The organism is Desulforamulus ruminis DSM 2154 (genome assembly GCF_000215085.1).
In the GTDB taxonomy this organism is placed as follows: Bacteria; Bacillota; Desulfotomaculia; order Desulfotomaculales; family Desulfotomaculaceae; genus Desulfotomaculum; species Desulfotomaculum ruminis.
The window spans coordinates 1,580,318-1,600,744 of record NC_015589.1; the positions used below are offsets into that span (position 1 = coordinate 1,580,318).

General features: G+C 47.6%; 17 protein-coding genes. 16 read left to right on the forward strand and 1 reads right to left on the reverse strand.

All coding sequences use genetic code 11. From position 1 onward, the window contains the following. Positions 1 to 15: 15 nt before the first annotated feature. From DESRU_RS07920 to mqnC, 7 genes are all read left to right on the forward strand, one after another. Positions 16 to 792 (forward strand): polyprenyl synthetase family protein, encoded by a 777-nt coding sequence (locus DESRU_RS07920; protein WP_013841590.1) that lies wholly within the window; start codon positions 16 to 18, stop codon positions 790 to 792. Between the two features lie 24 nt (positions 793 to 816). Then, positions 817 to 1,533 carry a demethylmenaquinone methyltransferase gene (locus tag DESRU_RS07925; RefSeq protein ID WP_013841591.1) on the forward strand — a complete coding sequence of 239 codons (717 nt, stop codon included), beginning with the start codon at positions 817 to 819 and terminating at the stop codon, positions 1,531 to 1,533. Between the two features lie 79 nt (positions 1,534 to 1,612). Further along, positions 1,613 to 3,058: a menaquinone biosynthesis decarboxylase gene (locus DESRU_RS07930; RefSeq protein ID WP_041275674.1), complete on the forward strand. Its 1,446-nt coding sequence runs from the start codon at positions 1,613 to 1,615 to the stop codon at positions 3,056 to 3,058. Continuing rightward, positions 3,048 to 3,917 (forward strand): UbiA-like polyprenyltransferase, encoded by an 870-nt coding sequence (locus tag DESRU_RS07935; RefSeq protein WP_013841593.1) that lies wholly within the window; start codon positions 3,048 to 3,050, stop codon positions 3,915 to 3,917. Before DESRU_RS07930 ends, DESRU_RS07935 begins: the two co-directional genes overlap by 11 nt. Before the next feature lie 53 nt (positions 3,918 to 3,970). After that, positions 3,971 to 5,074 carry an aminofutalosine synthase MqnE gene (gene mqnE / locus DESRU_RS07940; protein WP_013841594.1) on the forward strand — a complete coding sequence of 368 codons (1,104 nt, stop codon included), beginning with the start codon at positions 3,971 to 3,973 and terminating at the stop codon, positions 5,072 to 5,074. Further along, positions 5,074 to 5,922, forward strand: a complete 849-nt coding sequence (locus DESRU_RS07945; RefSeq protein ID WP_013841595.1) for a menaquinone biosynthetic enzyme MqnA/MqnD family protein — start codon at positions 5,074 to 5,076, stop codon at positions 5,920 to 5,922. Before mqnE ends, DESRU_RS07945 begins: the two co-directional genes overlap by 1 nt. Further along, positions 5,906 to 6,982 (forward strand): cyclic dehypoxanthinyl futalosine synthase, encoded by a 1,077-nt coding sequence (gene mqnC, locus DESRU_RS07950; protein ID WP_041275346.1) that lies wholly within the window; start codon positions 5,906 to 5,908, stop codon positions 6,980 to 6,982. The genes DESRU_RS07945 and mqnC overlap by 17 nt, the downstream gene beginning before the upstream one ends. Before the next feature lie 33 nt (positions 6,983 to 7,015). On the opposite strand, the gene DESRU_RS07955 is transcribed toward mqnC, so the two are convergent. Then, the gene (locus DESRU_RS07955) at positions 7,016 to 7,507 is read right to left on the reverse strand and encodes a rubrerythrin family protein (protein ID WP_013841597.1); all 492 of its coding nucleotides are present in this window, start codon (positions 7,505 to 7,507) and stop codon (positions 7,016 to 7,018) included. Positions 7,508 to 7,712: 205 nt separating this feature from the next. Here DESRU_RS07955 and metF point away from each other — a divergent pair, with 205 nt between their 5' ends. The 9 genes from metF (at position 7,713) to selB (ending at position 20,419) form a co-directional block, all read left to right on the forward strand. Beyond that, positions 7,713 to 8,579: a methylenetetrahydrofolate reductase [NAD(P)H] gene (gene metF / locus DESRU_RS07960; RefSeq protein ID WP_013841598.1), complete on the forward strand. Its 867-nt coding sequence runs from the start codon at positions 7,713 to 7,715 to the stop codon at positions 8,577 to 8,579. A gap of 164 nt (positions 8,580 to 8,743) precedes the next feature. Continuing rightward, a complete protein-coding gene (locus DESRU_RS07965; RefSeq protein ID WP_013841599.1) occupies positions 8,744 to 9,580 on the forward strand; it encodes a nitrilase family protein in 837 nt (278 codons plus the stop codon). A gap of 417 nt (positions 9,581 to 9,997) precedes the next feature. After that, positions 9,998 to 11,746 (forward strand): L-lactate permease, encoded by a 1,749-nt coding sequence (locus tag DESRU_RS07970; protein WP_013841600.1) that lies wholly within the window; start codon positions 9,998 to 10,000, stop codon positions 11,744 to 11,746. A 534-nt stretch (positions 11,747 to 12,280) separates the two neighbouring features. Next, positions 12,281 to 14,080 (forward strand): L-lactate permease, encoded by a 1,800-nt coding sequence (locus DESRU_RS07975; protein WP_013841601.1) that lies wholly within the window; start codon positions 12,281 to 12,283, stop codon positions 14,078 to 14,080. A gap of 78 nt (positions 14,081 to 14,158) precedes the next feature. After that, positions 14,159 to 14,887: a FadR/GntR family transcriptional regulator gene (locus DESRU_RS07980; RefSeq protein WP_013841602.1), complete on the forward strand. Its 729-nt coding sequence runs from the start codon at positions 14,159 to 14,161 to the stop codon at positions 14,885 to 14,887. Between the two features lie 183 nt (positions 14,888 to 15,070). Beyond that, positions 15,071 to 16,176, forward strand: a protein-coding gene (locus tag DESRU_RS07990; RefSeq protein ID WP_143758753.1) for an IS3 family transposase whose coding sequence is annotated in 2 segments (ribosomal slippage) — positions 15,071 to 15,320 and positions 15,320 to 16,176 — 1,107 coding nt in all. Because the reading frame shifts where the segments join, the coding sequence is not laid out codon by codon here. 49 nt (positions 16,177 to 16,225) lie between these two features. Further along, positions 16,226 to 16,981 carry a FadR/GntR family transcriptional regulator gene (locus DESRU_RS07995; RefSeq protein WP_041275675.1) on the forward strand — a complete coding sequence of 252 codons (756 nt, stop codon included), beginning with the start codon at positions 16,226 to 16,228 and terminating at the stop codon, positions 16,979 to 16,981. A 106-nt stretch (positions 16,982 to 17,087) separates the two neighbouring features. After that, positions 17,088 to 18,512, forward strand: coding sequence for an L-seryl-tRNA(Sec) selenium transferase (selA, locus tag DESRU_RS08000; protein ID WP_013841604.1), 1,425 nt, complete (start codon positions 17,088 to 17,090; stop codon positions 18,510 to 18,512). After that, positions 18,509 to 20,419, forward strand: coding sequence for a selenocysteine-specific translation elongation factor (gene selB / locus DESRU_RS08005; protein WP_013841605.1), 1,911 nt, complete (start codon positions 18,509 to 18,511; stop codon positions 20,417 to 20,419). Before selA ends, selB begins: the two co-directional genes overlap by 4 nt. The last annotated feature ends 8 nt before the right edge of the window (positions 20,420 to 20,427 follow it).

Below are 20,427 nucleotides of genomic sequence, written 5' to 3' on the forward strand. Positions count from 1 at the left end.
TAGGGGGGCATATCATTGTCAGGCACTTTATTTGCAACGGTTAAAGAAGAACTTCAGTCCGTTCACCAGATGATTAAAGAACAATTAACCATCAAAGCCGGACATTTGGGAAATTACGCTCATTTGGAATTTGCCCCGCCGGACCCGGTGATTCGTCCGGCTTTGGTAATTCTGGTGGCCCGTTTTTATCGTTGTTTTTCACCCAGGGTGCTTTCCCTGGGAGCCATCATACAGTTTATTTTTATGGCCTCGCAAATTCATTCCCGCATCCCCGAAGGCCCGGAACCCGGCATAGAGCCGCAGGACCCCCGGGATGGCACGCAGTTTCCGGTTTTGGTGGGGGACTATTTATATGGAAAATTCTTCACCAGCCTCTGTGACGCCAATCTGGTAACTTATTTGAGACCTTTGACAGAAATTATCGCCCTGATTCATGAAGGCGGTATACTGCATAAAAGGAACCTCCTGGCAATTACGGAAAATCCTGAACTGTTTAACGAAATTGTTCGTTTAGAAAATGCTGAATTAATGGCCGGGGCGGCCAAACTGGCAGCAGATTTAGCCGGGGCGTCCCAATGGGAGCAGGCCTGTCTCCAGGATTTTGGTCTGGCTCTGGGCATGGTTTACGGCCTTACCCGCAGGGGCATTTATGACCAGAGGGTGATCAAATACTCCGAAACAGCCCTGAAGGCGTTGGAGAAATTACCTGAACGCCCGGAAAAAGCGCTGCTGGAGAAGCTGCTCAGGGTTTCGGGTTCCGCGGATCAATCTTCTATAAGAATGGTTGTCTGATTATTTTTGAAGGGAGAACCCGTTTTGCAGCAATATAGCGGAAAAAATAAAGAAGAATTTGTTCACGGCGTTTTTTCTACCATTGCCCATCGTTATGATTTGTTAAATACCACCTTATCCTTTAACCGGGACAAGTACTGGAGACGGTTTGCGGTGGCCCAAGGGGGACTGCAGCCCGGAGGATCCGCCCTGGATGTCTGTTGCGGCACCGGTATGTTAAGTATTGAACTGGCTAAAAAGCTGGGCGACAACGGCAGGGTAGTGGGCCTGGATTTTTGTGAAAATATGCTGGCCAAAGCCGTTGAGAACGTAGCGAAAACCCCGTATAAAAACCGCATTGAGTTTGTTCAGGGAAATGCCATGGAACTGCCCTTTGCGGATAATACCTTCGATTGTGCCACCATCGGCTTGGCCTTAAGGAATGTGCCCGATATAGAAGGGTGCATTGCCGAGATGAGGCGGGTGGTAAAGCCGGGCGGGAAAGTCATTTCTCTGGAATTGGCCAAGCCCAGTGCACCGGTGTTTAAGCAATTGTATTACCTCTACTTTGAACGGCTGGTGCCTCTCCTGGGCAAAATGGGTGTGGGCCAGGACGGACCTTACCAATGGCTGCCCGATTCTTTAAAACAGTTTCCTCACCAGTCGGTGATTCGCGATATCTTCAGCCGAACGGGGTTAAAAAATGCTTTTTACCATGAACTGACCGGTGGCATTGTGGCCGTTCATGTGGGGACCAAATGAGAAATATAAAGACAAACCGTTAAATGATGAGCGTACCGGTTGGATTGATTTATTTGTTATAGAGGGGTGGGGCGTTGTTATGGCCTATCAAGACTTAAGAGATTATCTGAAGGTATTGGAGAGTAAGGGATTATTAAAAAGAATTAAAACCGAGGTCAGTGCGGACCTGGAGATAACGGAAATAAGCGACCGGGTGGTCAAAAGCGGGGGGCCCGCCCTGCTCTTTGAGAATGTCCAGGGCTATAAAATGCCGGTGGTGACCAACCTGATGGGTTCGCTGGAACATATGAAACTGGCCCTGCAGGTAAAGGATCTGGATGATATCGGCAAAGAAATGCTGGAATTTCTGCAACCCCCCGAATTACCCAGCAGTTTTATGGATAAGCTGAAAGCTTTGCCCAAATTAGCCCAGATTTCTTCCTTTTTGCCCAAAACGGTTCGATCCGGTCCCTGCAAGGAAGTGATCCTTAATGGCAATCATTCCCTGGCCCATCTTCCGGTACTTAAATGCTGGCCTCTGGACGGAGGACCTTTTATCACACTGCCTCTGGTGTTTACCAAAGACCCGGAGACCGGTCGCAGGAATGTAGGAATGTACCGGATGCAGGTCTATGACGAGGTTACCACCGGCATGCACTGGCATATGCATAAGGATGGCGCGGAAAACCACCGTAAACAGCAGCGCAGCGGACAACGCCTGGAGGTGGCCGTGGCCTTGGGGGCAGATCCTGCCTGCATCTTCTCCGCCATTGCTCCGCTGCCGCCGGGCATTGATGAAATGCTTTTGGCCGGCTTTTTACGAAAAGAACCGGTTGAAATGGTAAAATGCGAAACGGTGGATTTAGAAGTTCCCGCCCGGTCGGAAATTGTTTTGGAAGGTTATGTGGACCCCGGGGAACTGCGGTGGGAAGGCCCCTTTGGCGATCATACCGGTTATTACTCCCTGGCGGATCACTACCCGGTGTTTCACTTAACTTGCGTTACCCAGCGGAAAGATCCCATCTATCCGGCTACCATTGTGGGCAAACCGCCCATTGAAGACAACTTTATGGGAAAGGCCATTGAAAGAACCTTCCTGCCTCTGATGCGCCTGCAGCTATCGGAAATTGTAGATATCAACATGCCGGCGGAGGGGTGCTTCCATAATTGCGTCATTGTATCCATTAAGAAAAAGTATCCGGGCCACGCTAAAAAAGTGATGAATGCCCTCTGGGGTATGGGTCAAATGATGTTTGCCAAACTGATTATTGTGGTGGACGAACAGGTCAATGTCCAGAATCCCTCGGAAGTCGCCTGGCGGGTTTTTAATAACATCGATGCCCGCAGGGACGTCCTGGTGGTGGACGGGCCTCTGGATGCCCTAGATCATTCTTCCCCCATGCCCTTTTATGGCGGCAAGATGGGTATTGACGCCACCCGGAAGTGGCCTGCGGAAGGGCATGCCCGGGAATGGCCCGGCGATATTGAAATGAGCGACGACATTAAGTCACTGGTCAACAGGAAGTGGCAGAGTTATGGTATTTAAAAAGCTTCACGTATTCCTGGAAATGATTAAGTTTGAACATACCCTTTTTGCGCTGCCCTTTGCTTATATCGGCGCACTTTTAACGGAACTGCGCGTACCGTCGGGGTATCATATTTTATGGATCACCCTGGCCATGGTGGGAGCCAGAACGGCGGCCATGTCTTTTAACCGACTGGTTGACCGTCATATTGACGCCAAGAATCCCCGTACCGCCCAGAGAGCCCTGCCCCAAGGAATGCTTGGCCTGGGTGAAGTGTGGTTTTACGTCATTTTTTCCTTTGCCCTGCTGGGAGTCTCGGCTTACAACCTCAGTTCCCTTGCTTTTCAATTGTTTCCTGTGGCGGTCCTGGCCCTCAGTTTTTATTCCTATACCAAAAGGTTCACCTGGACCTGTCATTTCTGGTGCGGGGTTGCTTTGGGACTGGCTCCCCTGGGAGCCTGGGTGGCCATTACCGGCAGTTTTCATCCGGCTCCGGTCTTACTGGGAGTGGGCGTTTTACTGTGGGTAGCCGGTTTTGACATTCTTTATGCCTGTGACGATTATGATTTTGACCGGCAGGAAAAGATTTTTTCCATTCCGGCCCGGTTTGGCATTCCCACAGCCCTGCGCATTTCCACGGTGCTGCACGTGTTGGCCCCAGGATTTTTCCTGGCCGTAGGTTTTATTTTAAATTTGGGACTGATGTATCTGACTGGAGTTCTCATCGCTACCGGGTTGCTGTTTTATCAGCATATCCTGGTTAAGCCCGAGGACCTTTCCAAGACAGGGCTGGCTTTTTTTAATCTGAATGGCACCCTCAGTGTAATGATGTTTGTTTGTACCCTGGCAGATATTTTATTTCCTTTCCAAATACTCTAGTCAAACATTCGATGGAGGCCACTGGTAAACGGCCCATAAGAGGGGAGAGGCCCATGAATTATCTCTTTCAAAACAGTGAGTTACTGGATATTAAGGCCCGAGTGGAAGCCGGTGAAAGATTAAGCCCCGAAGACGGGCTGCGCCTTTTCCGCTCTAACGAATTATTAGCCATCGGTTACCTGGCGGATACAGTAAGAAAGCGTAAAAACGGTGATCGAACTTACTTCATTGTCAACCGGCATATTAACCATACCAATATTTGCGAAAACCTGTGTCCCTTATGCGCCTTCGGCCGCAAGGAGGACGACCCGGGAGCTTACACTTTGTCCCTAGATGAAGTTGAGGCCAAGGCAAAGGAGTGTCATGGATTAAAGGTTTCTGAAATACACATTGTAGGAGGCCTTAATCCGGAACTTAAATTGGATTATTACATGGAAATGCTCCGCCGGGTTCGCGGCGTTGCTCCCCAGGCCCTGATCCAATCCTTTACTGCCGTTGAAATTGACTATTTGGCCAGGGTACATCATTTGCCTCTGGAAGAAGTGCTGCGTTGTTTAATGGAGGCCGGCCTGGATTCTTTACCCGGTGGCGGGGCGGAAATCTTTGCACCCCGGGTCCGGGAGATTATCTGCGATAAAAAGATCAGCGGAGCGCGGTGGCTGGAAGTACACCGGGCCGCCCACCGGGTGGGTATGCGAACCAATGCCACCATGCTTTACGGTCATGTGGAGACCCTGGAAGAGAGGGTGGAGCATTTGATCCGGTTAAGGGAGTTACAGGATGAAACCGGGGGTTTTTTGGCCTTCATTCCTTTAGCTTTTCATCCGCAGCATACGGCTCTGGAATCCCGGCAACTATCATTAACCACCGGGTATGACGATTTAAAGACGCTGGCCATTGCCCGGTTGATGCTGGATAACTTTGATCATATCAAGGCCTTTTGGATTTTGTATGGTCCCAAGCTGGCCCAGGTGTCCCTATCCTTTGGTGTGGATGATTTGGATGGTACGGTTATCGAGGAAAAGATTGCCCACGATGCCGGAGCGGAAACAGCACAATTTATGGCTAAAAATAAGTTGATTCACATGATTCAAGCTGCCGGTAAGTGGCCGGTGGAGCGGGATACCCTGTACAATGTTCTTGGGGAGGGTTTTTAGTGGCCAATATTCGGTTGGGACAGGTGAACTACCTGAATACTCTACCGGTTTACCATGCCTTGGAAGACGGCATTGTGCCCTTTACCGGTCAGTTGGTGAAAGGGCCGCCCACTATGTTGAACAGGATGTTTTTAGAGGGAGATTTAGATGTAACCTGCATTTCTTCCGTTGAGTATGCCCGAAATGTTGAACAATGCCTGATTCTGCCAAATCTGTCCGTCAGTGCCGACGGCCCGGTACAAAGCATTTTTCTGTTCAGCCATGTCCCGGTTACGGAACTGGAAGGAAAAAAGGTCAATTTGACCTCGTCCTCGTCTACTTCGGTGGCCCTGTTAAAGGTGCTTTTCGACCATTATTATCACGTTACGGCCAATTATCAAACGGTGCCGCCGGACCTGGAAGAGATGATGGCTTCAGCCGACGGCGCGCTGCTTATCGGGGATGACGCCATGCGGGCTCATTTAAAGGTTTGCCGGGAGAAACTGCCCTACCATATTACCGATCTTGGAGAAGCTTGGAAACAATTTACCGGAGAAAAAATGGTTTTTGCCCTTTGGGTGATCAATAAACCCTTTGCTTTGGCCCATCCCGAACAGGTGAATGTCCTGTGCGACGCCCTTTGGCAGGCCAAAGCCTACACGGCGGAGCATCCTTCCGGTTTATTTGAAAAGGCCCGGCGCAGGAGCGGATTGCCTTTTGAGATACTGGAGCAATATTTTAAAACCATCAGCAATGACTTTAACCAGGACCATCGCCGGGCTCTGCTGACTTTCTATGATTATTGCTACAAAAGCGCCTTGATTGAGGAGCGGGTGCGTCTGACGATCTGGGGTGAAGAGGGTGTCTAGGGTTTCAGAAATATTGGCTAAGGCTGTGGCCGGGGAGCGTTTAAATCTTGAAGAGGGCGTTGCTCTTTTCGCTGCTTCGGACCTCATTGCCCTGGGGGCGGCGGCGGATGCCGTGCGCAGACGGCTGCACCCGGAAAATCGAGTGACCTTTATCATTGACCGCAACATCAATTATACCAATATATGCCATTGCAAGTGCCGGTTCTGCGCCTTTTGGAGGGAGCCCGACGCTCCGGATGCCTATATTTTGGAGGAAAAGGCCCTATTTAAAAAGATCGAAGAAACCATCGCGGCCGGCGGCACGGAATTACTGATCCAGGGAGGATTGCACCCGGACCTGGGCTTAGATTATTATCTTGTTTTACTAAAATCCATCAAGGAAAGATTTCCCATACATATCCATTCCTTTTCTCCTCCGGAGGTCTGGCATATGGCCGGCAAATCCGGCCTTTCTTTAAAGGAGGTGCTGGTCCGTCTGAGGGAGGCGGGCCTGGATTCCCTTCCCGGGGGCGGGGCGGAAATTCTGGATAACCGGGTGCGTTATGCTGTCAGCCCGGAAAAGGGTTCCTGGGAGCAGTGGATGGAAGTGATGACCACCGCCCACCGCCTGGGTATGAAAACCACCGCCACCATGATGTTCGGCCATATTGAAACCTTCCGGGAGCGAGTCCTGCATATGATCCGGGTCAGAGAGGCCCAGGACCAAACCGGGGGATTCACCGCTTTCATACCCTGGAGTTTCCAGCCCAAGAATACCCAGTTGGGGGGCGAGACGGCTTCCGGGGTGGATTATCTTAAGACCCTGGCCATCGCCCGTTTGATGTTGGATAACGTAAGAAATATTCAGGCTTCCTGGGTGACCCAGGGAGCAAAAATCGCTCAAGTGGCCCTGAGTTTTGGGGCCAACGACTTTGGCAGCACCATGCTGGAAGAAAACGTGGTGCGGGCGGCCGGGGTGACCTACCGGGTAGCCCTGAAGGAAATTCTGCAATGCATCCGCCAGGCCGGTTTTAAGCCTGCCCAGCGGACCACCGATTATCACATTCTTAAAGAGATGTAAGGATAAACCCACCTTCCGCGGTGGGTTTTAATGTTAGCCAAGATTTTTAAAAGCACTGCTGTTTGCTCCGCAGATGGGACACCTTTCCGGAGCGTTCTTTTCATGGATATAACCGCAGACAGGGCAGAGGTAGTAATCCATATCTTCTTTCTTTTCAAGGGCGGCCAGGGCTTTTTGATAAAGCTCGGCATGAACCTTTTCGGCCTCGTTGGCGAAATGGAAGACGCGCTTGGCCTGGTTGTTGCCTTCCGCTTCCGCTTCTTTAATAAACTCGGGATACATCTGGGTAAACTCATACGTTTCCCCGTCAATGGCAGCCTGTAAGTTTTCAGCGGTAGATTTTACCTGCCCCAGAGTCTTTAATTCGCTAAGAGCATGAAGGGCTTCCGCTTCTGCAGCAGCACGGAATAACTTCGCTGCGGCAGGGTAACCCTCTTGTTCAGCTTTAATGGCAAAAGCCAGGTATTTCCGATTGGCCTGAGATTCTCCGGCAAAGGCGCTCTTTAAATTATTTTCAGTACTCATAATCAATCCTCCTCAAATAGTTCATTTACTTTTATTATTACCGTTTTATAGTATAATATCACCGCCAGCGCTAAACAAGGCTTTTAGGAAAGAGTTTATTTTGTTGTAAGGAAAATGTAAAAATTTTTAGTGTTTCCCACAGCCGCTTTAGAGAGTTATAATGATACAATGGAAGTAATAAATACTTGACAGGAGAATGATGTCCATGAAATTAAGCACATTATACCGGCAGAAAAAACCGGTCATCTCTTTTGAAATATTTCCTCCTAAAAGTACGCTGCCGGTGGAGAGCATTTTTAGTACTTTAGAAGGATTAATTCAGCTAAACCCTGACTTTATTAGTGTTACATACGGGGCAGGGGGCAGCAGCAGAGAACGTACCAAGGAAATTGCCTCAAAAATAAAGAATCAATATAAGATTGAGACATTGCACCATTTAACCTGCGTAGGGCACTCGGCTTCTGAACTGAGACAGATTATCAAAGATCTGCAAGCGGAAAACATTGAGAATATTTTAGCCCTGCGGGGGGACCCGCCCGCAGGAGTGGAGGACTATGATTTTTCCCAGTGCCAGTTTGAACATGCCGTGGATTTGGTGAAATATATTAAAGCTAACAGCGATTTCTCGGTTGCGGCGGCGGCCTATCCCGAAGGGCATGCTCACTGCACCAGATTGAGCGACGATCTTAACTGGTTAAAATATAAGGTCGATCAAGGCGTTGATTTTTTAATCACGCAGTTGTATTTTGATAATCGTGTTTTTTATAATTTCCTGGAGAATGCACGGAGAATCGGCATTAAATGTCCGGTGGCAGCCGGTGTCATGCCGGTTATCAACGGAAAGCAAATTAAACGGATTATTTCGTTATGCGGTGCGTCCATGCCGGCTAAACTCCTGATGCTGGTGGATCAATACGGAGATAATCAGGAGGATATGGAAAAGGCCGGTATTGAATACGCCTCCCGGCAGGTTGAGGATTTGTTGCGAAATGGGGCGGAAGGGATTCACCTTTACACCATGAACAAACCCCAACAAATTACGGAAATTGTAAAAAATGTGGGCCTGGCCTAAAAAGAAATGCCGCGCAAAACGGGCGCGGTATTTTATTTTAATCATTCAAATAAAGGTTGTTGCCTGCTAAGTTCGGAAAGTATAATTTTACATGAAGTTCCATAAGGTTAGTATAACCGGAGATGAGAAAAGACCTGACAGCGGAAGGCAGAGGTGGTGGGATTTTGCAGGATACCAGAATTGCTTTGGTGCAAATGCAGGCCGGGGTCGGCCAAATTGAAAAAAACCTGTTGAAGATAGAGAATTTCGTAAAGGAGGCTGCCGGGAAAAAGGCCAATATGATTTGTTTTCCCGAGATGTCTATTTCCGGGTACAGCCGTAAAGCGGGTTCGGAATTAGCTCAAAAACTGGAGGAGCGTTCCGTTGCCTCCTTTCTTCTGCAGTTAGCCCGGGATCATAAAATGGTCATTATTGCCGGACTGGCAGAAAAAAATGCAAAGGCAAAACCCTATATTACCCAGGTTATCGCGGAACCCGAGGGAATTCTGCAGAAATACCGAAAGACGCACCTGGGGATCAGTGAACAGCCTTATTTTACCCAGGGAGAGGAAATACAGGCCTTTTCCACCCCCGGAGCAAAGATCGGCATACAAATTTGTTGGGAGACTCATTTTCCCGAAATGACCACCATTCTTTCACTGCAGGGAGCTGAAATTATCTTTTCGCCCCACGCCTCTCCCACCATGGTGGGAGATCGCAGGGCCATCTGGTTAAAATATTTACCGGCCAGGGCCTATGATAATGCTGTTTTTATGGCAGCCTGCAATTTGGTGGGAGAAGGCGGCCGGGGGCGCCATTTTTGCGGCGGTGCGCTGGTCATTGATCCCAAGGGAAATGTGCTGGCTGAAGATTTTGCCGGTAAGGAATCCCTGCTGGTGGTGGATTTAAAGGCGGACCAAATAAACCGGATTCGCAAGCAGAAGAGGTCCACCATGGCCAACAGTTTTTACTTGCAATGCCGCAGACCGGAACTTTATAAAGAATTGATAACCAAGTCATAAGATGGCAACTTTAACAGCGTAAACCGATAAAATTTTTACTTCTTTTTGATGAATAAGATAACAGCCAACTTTTTTACAAATATTATGAACCCGGTTCATACAAAAAGAAGTTGATTTTTAACCTTATTTCTAATATACTGAAAACTGTAATTATTATAGTGTTTTAATCTGATTATTTAGTGGTACGACCACCGTGCCATTTGACAAATCTACCATAATACCATTGTCGAAATATTTTTAATTAACAACTAACTATATGATTTAAAAATGCCAAATAGGGCATTTTTTAAAATGGCTGATGGTAGTACCATAATGCCATAAGACTTATAGCTGGGAGGTGGGAAAAAGTCGGATAGACTATCCAAAGATTTTTAATTTTTTAAACGATTAATTTATGTAGAAATGAGGGATAGCATCATGTGGGTACAGGAAATAAACCCTTTGGGCAGTATTGGTCTGTCTGCTCTGGTTGCCGCAATTCCCATCTTGATTCTTTTCTATGCCCTGGCCATTCGTAGAATGAAGGGCCATATCGCCGGAATCATCACTTTATTATCGGCCATCGGGGTAGCCATTATTGCTTACGGGATGCCTGTAAAATTGGCCTTACTTTCCACCCTTTATGGTATACTGACCGGTTTATTTCCCATTGGCTGGATTGTTCTTTGTGCCGTATTCCTATACAATCTTACGGTTAAGACCGGTTACTTCGGAATTATTAAAGACTCTATTGCTTCCATTACGGAGGACCGTCGCCTGCAGGCCTTATTGATCGGCTATTGCTTTGGTGCCTTTTTAGAAGGTGCTGCGGGTTTTGGCGCACCGGTAGCCATTACCGCCGGTATGCTGGTGGGTCTGGGCTTCCAGCCCCTCTATGCGGCAGGCCTTTGTCTGATTGCCAATACGGCGCCGGTGGCCTTCGGCGGTATTGGTATTCCCATCATCACTGCCGGTAAAGTATCCGGTCTTGATCCCATGGTGGTAAGCCAGATGATTGCCAACCAACTGCCTTTGTTATCCTTTGTTGTTCCCTTCTGGCTGGTGTTTATCATGTCCGGCTGGAAAGGCACCAAAGAAGTGTTTGCTCCGGTTTTTGTTACTGCCGCTTCCTTTAGTGTCACCATGTGGTTTGTAGCGAAATATATCGGACCGGAACTGCCCAATATTTTATCCGCCCTGGTATCCATCGTGGTGCTGGTGTCCTTCTTGAAGGTTTGGAAGCCCAAAAACATCTGGCGTTTTCCCAACGAGCCGGCCGCCAGTATGGAAGTTAAGAAGCATCCCATGGGCAGAATTGTACAAGCCTGGACGCCCTTTATTGTTCTGACGGTTTTAATCGGTGACTGGGGGATTAGCGGGATTAAATACCTGTTAGATCAGTTCACTTTGGCTATTCCTATGATTGGTTTGGACAAAGCCATTCTTGTTGGCAGCCAGCCCCTGGAAGTGGTTTATAAATTCAACTGGCTGGGGGCAGCCGGAACCGCCATCTTAATTGCTACCATTATCTCAGCATTAATTTTGCGCATTCGTCCCGGCACCTATGTATCGGTATTTGGTGAAACCTTAAACAACCTGAAATATTCCCTGACCACCATTGCCTGTGTTTTAGGCTTTGCTTACATTGCCAACTTTGCGGGGATTACTCCCACACTGGGTCAAGCCCTGACGGTTACCGGATCTTTCTTCCCCTTTGTTTCACCCTTCCTGGGCTGGCTGGGTGTGTTCGTAACCGGCAGTGACACTTCGGCCAACGCCCTGTTCTGCAATATGCAAAGAATTACTGCCGAGCAAATTGACGTAAATCCGGTACTGACCGTTACGGCCAATACCAGCGGCGGTGTGGCCGGCAAGATGATTTCTCCCCAGAGTATTGCCGTAGCCTGTGCTTCCGTTAATCTGGTGGGCAAGGAAAGCGATCTGTTCCGGTTTACGGTTAAACACAGTCTCCTCTTTACGGCCATTATGGGGATTGTGGTATACGTGCAAGCATATTATTTGAGAGGAATGGTGCCAGACGTGATTAATACATCCGCCGTTACTCAAGCAGCAGCAGCCCCCGATCAGGGATTCAGCATCATAGCCCTGGCTGTCTCTATCACCATTATGGTGGTCTTAGGTCTTGTTGCGGCCAGACAGAGCAAGAGCTATCGCGAAGACATTTAACCATTATAGAAGCTGCAACAGCAAAAGAAAAAAATAACCAAAAAGCTACCGGTACAAAAAGTACCGGTAGCTTTTTTATTAATTAATTTAACAGAATATTTAAATATTTAATTATTAAATTTATGACAATTATCTAAATTTTTTAAAAAATATAAAAACTTAAAAGGATTTTTTAAAAAAGCATAGAAAATATACAAAAAAAGAAAGGTCAGACCATCTGATTGGCTGATTATGTTACCTTAGAACAAAAGTTGTTGTTGAAGGAAGTTGGAGTGGAATTATCGCAATTATTTAAAGATACCAAACATCGTTTAAATTATCTGGCCTAAATAAAAGGTCATACCATCATGTGAACGGGTCGTTTAACCTGTTGCTGAATAGGATTGCGTTAAAGGAGGTGGCAATATAGAGAGATAGGTAAAGATATTTTATATTATCGCAATTATCTGGTAAATCTGTGTGTTGTTTGTTTATTGAGTTGTTTGTTTATTGAATTGTATGAAATTAAACTAACTTGTAAAGGGGACAAAAGCTATGACATGGACTCAGGCCATCAACCCGCTTGACAATTTGTTTTTATCGGCCCTTGTTGCTGCTATCCCTATTTTATTTATGTTTTATGCCCTGGCCATTGCTAAAATGAAAGGTTATGTTGCCGGTTTATTAACGCTGGCTATTGCCATTGGCGTAGCAGTTTTCGTCTACGGCATGCCTGCGGGCTTAGCCATTTGGTCTTCGGTCTACGGAGCCATATACGGATTATTTCCCATTGGTTGGATCGTATTGACTGCGGTGTTTCTCTATCAATTAACAGTTAAAAGCGGACAGTTTGAAATAATTAAAGATTCCATTGCGGCGATTACGGATGACCGTCGCCTTCAGGCCCTGTTAATTGCCTTCGGTTTTGGTGCTTTCCTGGAGGGCGCCGCGGGTTTTGGTACTCCCGTGGCCATTACAGCAGGTATGCTGGTGGGATTAGGATTTAACCCTCTTTATGCCGCCGGTCTTTGCTTAATTGCCAACACCGCTCCGGTGGCCTTCGGCGGCATTGGTATTCCCATCATTACGGCCGGCGCGGTATCCGGTATTGATACCATGGCCATTTCCCAAATGGTTGGACGTCAGTTGCCTTTTCTGTCGGTGTTTGTTCCCTTTTGGCTGGTCTTTATTATGGCAGGCTGGAAGGGTGCCAAGGAAGTTATGCCGGCCATCATTGTTAGCGGTGTATCCTTTGCTGTAGCCCAGTGGTTTTCCGCCAACTACCTGAGCCCCATGCTGCCGGATATTATTTCCGCCCTGGTATCCATCGTATGCCTGGTTGTTTTCCTCAGGATATGGAAACCCCAAAACATCTGGCGGTTTAAAGATGAACCACCGGCCACCCTGGAAGTTAAAAAGCATTCCTTTGGCGCCATTGCTAAGGCTTGGTCTCCCTTTATTGTACTTACCATCCTGATTGGGGACTGGGGCTTGAAGTCGGTTAAAGCATTGCTGGACACGGTTACCATTGCCATTCCCTTTAACGCCATCAATAATTTGATCATTGCCGACGGGAGTCCTGTGGCGGTTGTTTATAAATTTAACTATCTTTCTGCAGCCGGTACAGCCATTTTAATTTCCGCCGTCATTACCGCCTTTATTTTAAAAATCCGTGTCGGTGACTTTTTTAAGACCTTTGCTGAAACGGTAAAAAGTCTGACCCTGCCGTTAATCACCATTGCTTCTGTATTAGCTTTCGCCTATGTTGCCAACTGGTCCGGCATGACGCCAACTCTAGGTAAAGCCTTTACCGTAACCGGCGCCATATTCCCGCTGCTTGCTCCTATCCTGGGCTGGTTAGGTGTGTTTATAACCGGATCGGATACTTCGGCCAACGCCCTCTTTGGCAAAATGCAGGCAGTGGCTGCTGCAGACATTGGCGTTGACCCTGTTCTCACGGTGGCAGCCAACGCGTCCGGCGGGGTGGCGGCTAAAATGATTTCACCCCAGTCCATTGCGGTGGCCACAGCGGCGTGTAATCTGGTGGGGAAAGAAAGTGACATGTTCCGCTTCACCGTTTTGCATAGCCTGTTTTTCATGTCCATTGTTTGTGTGATAACCTACCTGCAGGCCTATGTGTTTACTTGGATGATCCCGGTGTATGAAACGGCTAAAAAGGCTGCCGCACAGATTTCGCCTGAAGCAGCCAAGGCTGCCGAGGCTGCCTTAAAAAGCAATGGGACCATGATTATGCTGGCAACCGGCGTGGTTATTCTGGTTATCGCCATTTATGCTTACAAACAGGCCGGTGGTGGCAAACTGGATAAAAACAGCGCCAAAATTAGTGTTCATTAAAAAGTGAAGCAAGAAAGTTATGGGTGGAAGGCCCATAACTTCCTTGTACTGCCAATAAATTAGCTTGGAGTGTTGCTGATGGATTTTAAGCCGATTAAAGCAAAAAAAATTTACGAGGAAATAATTGAACAGATTAAGGTCATGATTACCCGCGGCGAGCTGAATCCAGGTGACAAAATCTTGCCGGAAAGAGAATTGGCAGAAAAGCTCCAAGTGGGTAGGGCGGCTGTCCGGGAGGCCTATCGGGCCCTGGAGGCCATCGGTATTATTGAAATCAGGCCCGGTGAAGGAACCTTTGTCCGGGAAATGGGCAGCAAACCCATGACGGATATCATGTCCCTGGCGGTGATCACCGGCAAGGACACGCTTTTCGAGCTTTTGGAACTGAGAAAGATTGTGGAAGTGGAAGCGGCGGGTCTGGCCGCCCTGCGCCGGACCGAGGATCATTTAGGGGAAATGAAGAGATGGCTGAATTTAATGAAGGAGGAAATTGATCAAGGCAGTTTGGGAGATGTGCCTGACACCAAATTTCATTATGCCATTACGAACGCCGCCTGCAATTCTTTGTTAACAAGAACCATGAACTCCATCTCGGAAACCATAAAACAGGAAATGAAAACCATTTTAACCAATATGTATCGCACTCCGGGTACACCCCAGCAATTGTATGAGCAGCATAAAAGAATTTTTGAGGAAATTGCCAGCGGCAATGAAATGAAAGCTAGGACGGCCATGTTTTATCATCTGGATCGTGCGGAAAAGATATTAAAGAAGGAAATGACTACCTTTGAATGTAAGCTTCCATGAAATAACCCGGCTTAGCCGGGTTATTTCTACAAAAAATTTGCAATTGCTGATTAGTTACATTATTATTAATATAGTTAACATTTATTATTCAATCTAATGCTTGGAGTTGACCTGCTCCCCGAAAACTGGTCCAAAGGAAATGTTAGTCCTGATGTAGTATAACTAAGTCAGGAGGGGACAGTTATGAGAAAACGTTTCACCGAAGAGCAGATCATTGGAATACTTAACTCCCATGAGAATGGGATGCCGGTAGCTGACATTCTTCGGCAACATGGCATTAGCGAACAAACCTTTTATCGCTGGAAATCTAAATACGGCGGAATGGAAGCAAGTGATGCGAAGAAACTTAAGCAGTTGGAAGAGGAAAACCGCAGACTTAAGCTACTCGTAGGTGAACTAACCCTCGACAACCAGGCTCTAAAGTGGGTTATTGAAAAAAACAAGTAAAGCCTGCTCGCAAGCGAAAGCTTGTTAAAGAACTCCAAGATACTTTTGGTATGAGTGAACGCAGAGCGTGCAGGCTTGTTGGTATCGGACGCTCCAGTCATAGATATGTTCCTTCTACTTCAGAAGAGAACGAGGCATTGAAAACGAGAATATCTGAACTTGCCTTTAAGTGGCGTCGCTTTGGATATAGACGAATCCATGCCTTACTTCAGCGTGAAGGACAGAAAGTTAACCACAAGAAAGTATATAGGCTATACCGGCTTGCTGGACTCGCTGTCCGTCGCCGCAAAAGAAAACGTGTTCTCTCTGGAAGGGGCCGCCCCCCCACAGTTACGCCTCAACCGAATGTAAGGTGGTCTATGGATTTTGTTAGTGACTCAACAGCAACTGGGCAGCGATTTAGAGTTTTTGTAGTGATTGATGAAGCAACTCGAGAGTGTCTGGCCAGCGAAGTGGATACTTCAATAACAGGACGGCGTGTGACAAGAGTACTAGATAGAATTGCTATTTACAGAGGTTATCCCAAAGAAATCCTCTCTGATAACGGACCTGAATTTGCAGGACTGACCTTGAATCAATGGGCTTATGAACATAGGGTTATCCAACTGTTTATAGACCCCGGTAAACCAATGCAAAATAGCCATGTAGAAAGCTTTAATGGAAAACTCCGAGATGAATGCCTTAATGAACACTGGTTCAGAGGCGTAAGTGAGGCTCGTCGAATTATTGAAGAGTGGCGTCATGAATACAATACAGTTCGTCCACATAGCGGACTGAGCAACAAAACACCAGTAGAATATGCTACAGATCTGGCTAAAAAAACCTGTGAACAAATTTCGTGACTAACATCCCCTGTGGTACAAAACCTGGGGGCAGGTCAGAGTGCTTATCGTGGAATTTAAACCGATTAAAGCAAAAAAAATTTATGAAGAAATTGTAGAACAAATTAAGGATATGATTGCCGGAGGAGAGCTTAATCCCGGGGACAAGCTGATTCCTGAACGGGAATTGGCTGAAAGGCTTCAGGTAGGGCGTTCAGCCGTCCGGGAGGCCTATCGCTCTTTGGAGGCCATCGGGATTATTGAGATTAAACCCGGAGAAGGGACTTTTGTCCGTGAGATGGGCACCAAGTCCATGGCCGATATTATGTCCATGGCCATTTTAACCGGCAAGGATACGCTTTTTGAGCTCCTGGAACTGAGAAAGATTCTGGAGACCGAGGCCGCTTCTCTGGCTGCCTCGCGCAGAACGGAAAACAATTTAAAAAATATTAAAATGTGGCTGGATCAAATGAAAAAAGATTTGGATTCCGGGAATTTGGGCGACGTATCGGACATGAAATTTCATTATGCCCTGGCTGATGCTGCCCATAATTCTTTATTAATGAGGTTAATGAATTCCATTTCGGAAACCATGAAAAAAGAAATGATAAACGTTCGGAGAAAATTGTACATTACAAAGGGTACGCCGCAACGTTTATATGAGCAGCACCAAATTATTTATGAAGCCATTTTAAAGGGCAGTGTTTACGAAGCCAGGAACGCCATGTTTACCCACCTGGACTTTACAGAGAAAGAATTAATTCAAAATTTGAAAGCGGAAGGTATTTCTATAGAAGAGGTAAAACTTTCCACTGCAAAAATTTAATAAAATGAATAATAAGGCAAGAAACCTGGCTTTAGCCAGGTTTCTTGCCTTTTTCCCGCCGGGTATCCTATAATAGATGAGAAATACTGGTACGGGAGACTTTAAAATGAATATGGATTTAGATCAATCGTTCCTCCGGGAACTGCCCAAAGTGGATCAATTGTTAAAACACAAGGAAATTGACAACTTAACTGCTACCATACCTAGAAGGATTGTGGTGGAGGCTGTACGGACGGCTATCGATGAAATGCGCCAAATGATTTTAATGGGATCATATGCCGGGGATCCCGAACAAATCTTGCCCTGGGTGATCCGCCGTACCGTTGAAATAGCCCAATCTTCTACCCGATCCAACCTGCGTCGGGTGATTAACGCCACCGGAGTTGTTTTACACACCAATCTGGGACGCGCCCGGCTGGCTCAATCGGCTAAAAAGGCGGTAGAAACGGTGGCGGATGCCTGCTGTAATTTAGAAATGAATCTCAACACCGGAAAACGGGGGTCCAGGTATGAGCCTGTGGAAAACTTATTAACCCGTTTAACCGGAGCGGAAGCGGCCCTGGTGGTGAATAACAATGCGGCGGCGGTATTACTGGCCCTGGGAACCATGGCCAAAGGAAAGGAAGTCATTGTATCCAGAGGACAGTTGGTTGAGATTGGCGGTTCCTTTCGGATTCCCGAGGTGATGGAGCAAAGCGGGGCGGTTCTGGTGGAAGTAGGGGCGACCAATAAAACCCATCCCCGGGACTATCAGTCAAAAATTTCCGATAATACGGCTTTACTGCTGCATGTACATACCAGTAATTACCGCATTGTGGGTTTTACCAAAGAAACCACGGTGGCAGAATTGGTTCAAATGGGCAGGGAGGCAGGCTTACCGGTCATGTCGGATCTGGGAAGCGGATTTTTAGTGGACCTGGCCCGGTATGGTTTGCCCAAAGAGCCCAGTGTCCAGGAAACCGTTGCCGCCGGGGCCGATATTGTGACCTTTTCGGGGGATAAGCTTTTAGGAGGGCCCCAGGCCGGAATTATCGTGGGTAAACGGGATTATATTAATCAAATGAAAAAAAATCCTTTGACCCGGGCCGTGCGCATTGACAAATTTACCGTGGCTGCCCTGGAAGCCACTTTAAGGGAATATATGGACGAAGAAAAGGTTTTACACCGTATTCCAACTCTGAGCATGCTGACCCAGCCGGTGAAGGATATTTTAAACAGAGCACAAGAATTAAAACAAGAATTAACACCTCTGTTGGATTCTCTGACAACCGTTGAAATTATTCCGGGTTTTTCCCAGGTAGGCGGTGGTTCCATGCCCACGGCGGAACTGCCCACCTATTTGCTGGCGCTGACGCACCGGCAATTGCCCGCCCAGGAATTGGCCACCCGGTTAAGAATGGGGGAGTTGGCCGTAGTAGCCCGGGTGCAGGAGGAAAAGCTTCAGTTGGATCTCCGTACGGTTCAAGCCAATGAAATAGGCCTGTTGGCTCAAATGATCATCCGGGCTGTGAGGGAGGAGTGCGGTTCATGAAACATATTATTATTGGTACCGCCGGGCACGTGGATCATGGTAAAACCCTGCTCATTCACTCGCTGACCGGTGTTGATACAGACCGCTTAAAGGAGGAAAAGGAGCGGGGCATTTCCATTGAACTGGGTTTTGCCCAGTTGAGCCTGCCCAGTGGTAAAAAGGCCGGCATTGTTGATGTACCGGGGCATGAGCGTTTTATCAAAAATATGCTGGCCGGTGTGGGTGGTATTGATCTGGTTCTGCTGGTTATTGCAGCCGATGAGGGCGTTATGCCCCAGACCAGGGAGCATGTGGATATCCTACAATTGCTGCAGGTTAAAAAAGGGATCGTGGTATTAACCAAATCAGATTTAGTTGATGAAGAATGGCGAGGCTTGGTTACCGAGGAAGTGAAAGAGTTTCTCCAGCCCACGGTGCTTAAGGACGCTCCCGTTGTTTCCGTTTCAGCGATTACTAGGGAGGGAATCCCCCAATTACTGCAGTTAATCGACCGAGTTGTAGAGGATACGGAAGAAAGAATCAGCACAGGCAAGCTTCGGTTACCCATTGACCGGGTATTTTCCGTTACGGGTTTTGGCACCGTGGTTACCGGGACACTGCTATCCGGAAGAATCTGTCTGGGAGATACGGTTGAAGTGATGCCCCAGAGGCTGTTAACCCGGGTGCGATCTCTACAGGTCCACGGTAAAAAGGTAGAACAGGCCCGGGCGGGGCAGCGTACGGCGGTCAATTTAACCGGCCTGGAAGTGGACGAAGTAAAACGGGGCAGTGTCTTGGCCGCGCCCAATACCTTAACGCCGTCTTATCGTATGGATCTACGGCTGTTGCTGTTAAAAAGCGCCCAAAAGCCCTTAAAAGACAGAGCCAGAATCCGGTTGTACCTGGGTACCGATGAAATACTGGGCAGGGTAAAACTTTTGGATAGAAAAGAGCTTGAACCCGGCGCGGAGACCTATGTTCAACTGGAACTGGAGGAGCAGGTGGTCGCCGGCAAGGGAGACCGGTTTGTTATCCGATCCTATTCGCCCATGAGAACCATCGGCGGAGGTACGGTGGTGGATGCCAATGCGCCGAAACATAAAGGTTTTAAACCGGAAATCATAGAACAATTGGCCACCCTGGAAATGGGAACTCCCGAAGAATTAATAGACCAGTTTCTTACAGAAAAACAGGGGTTGTATTCTGTTGAGGAAGTGGCGGCGGGTAGCGGATTGACCCCGAGGGAAGTAGAACCGGAACTGGTTAAGCTGGCTAAAGAGGACCGGGTAAAAATCATTGCTACGGAAAAGCATCCCTTGCTGGTTTCCTTCCCGGTTTACCGGAGATGGAGTCTGGACATAAAAAATATGGCTGAGGCCTATCATAAAAAATTTCCCTTAAGGGAAGGGTATCCTAAGGAAGAATTGAGATCAAGAAAGTTTTCATTTATCAACAATAAATACTTCCAATTTCTTTTACAAGGCTTGGAAATGGACGGATGGATCCGCCTGTATGAGAAAAGCGTGGCCAGTTCAGACTTTACCGGACAGGCATCGCCGGAGGATCAAAAAAAGCTGACAGCCATCGTGGATGATCTTAAAAAAGGCGGGTTTCAACCGGCTTCCTGGGCCCTGGTGGCCAAAACCCATGGCTTACAGGAGGGGGATGCCCAGGAGTACCTGCATTATTTGGTCCGGCAGAGACAAGTGATAAAAATCGCCGAAGATGTCTATTTCCCGGCGGCAATCTATGAAAAGGCCAGGGAGTTGATTATTGATTTCCTTAGAAGAAATAAAGAAATCTCTGTGGGCCAGACCCGGGATTTACTGCAGACCTCCCGGAAATATGCGCTGCCCCTGCTGGATTCCTTTGACCGGGAAAGGGTGACCCGGCGGGTGGGCGATAACCGGGTCTTAATTCAGGGGTAACGATCAAT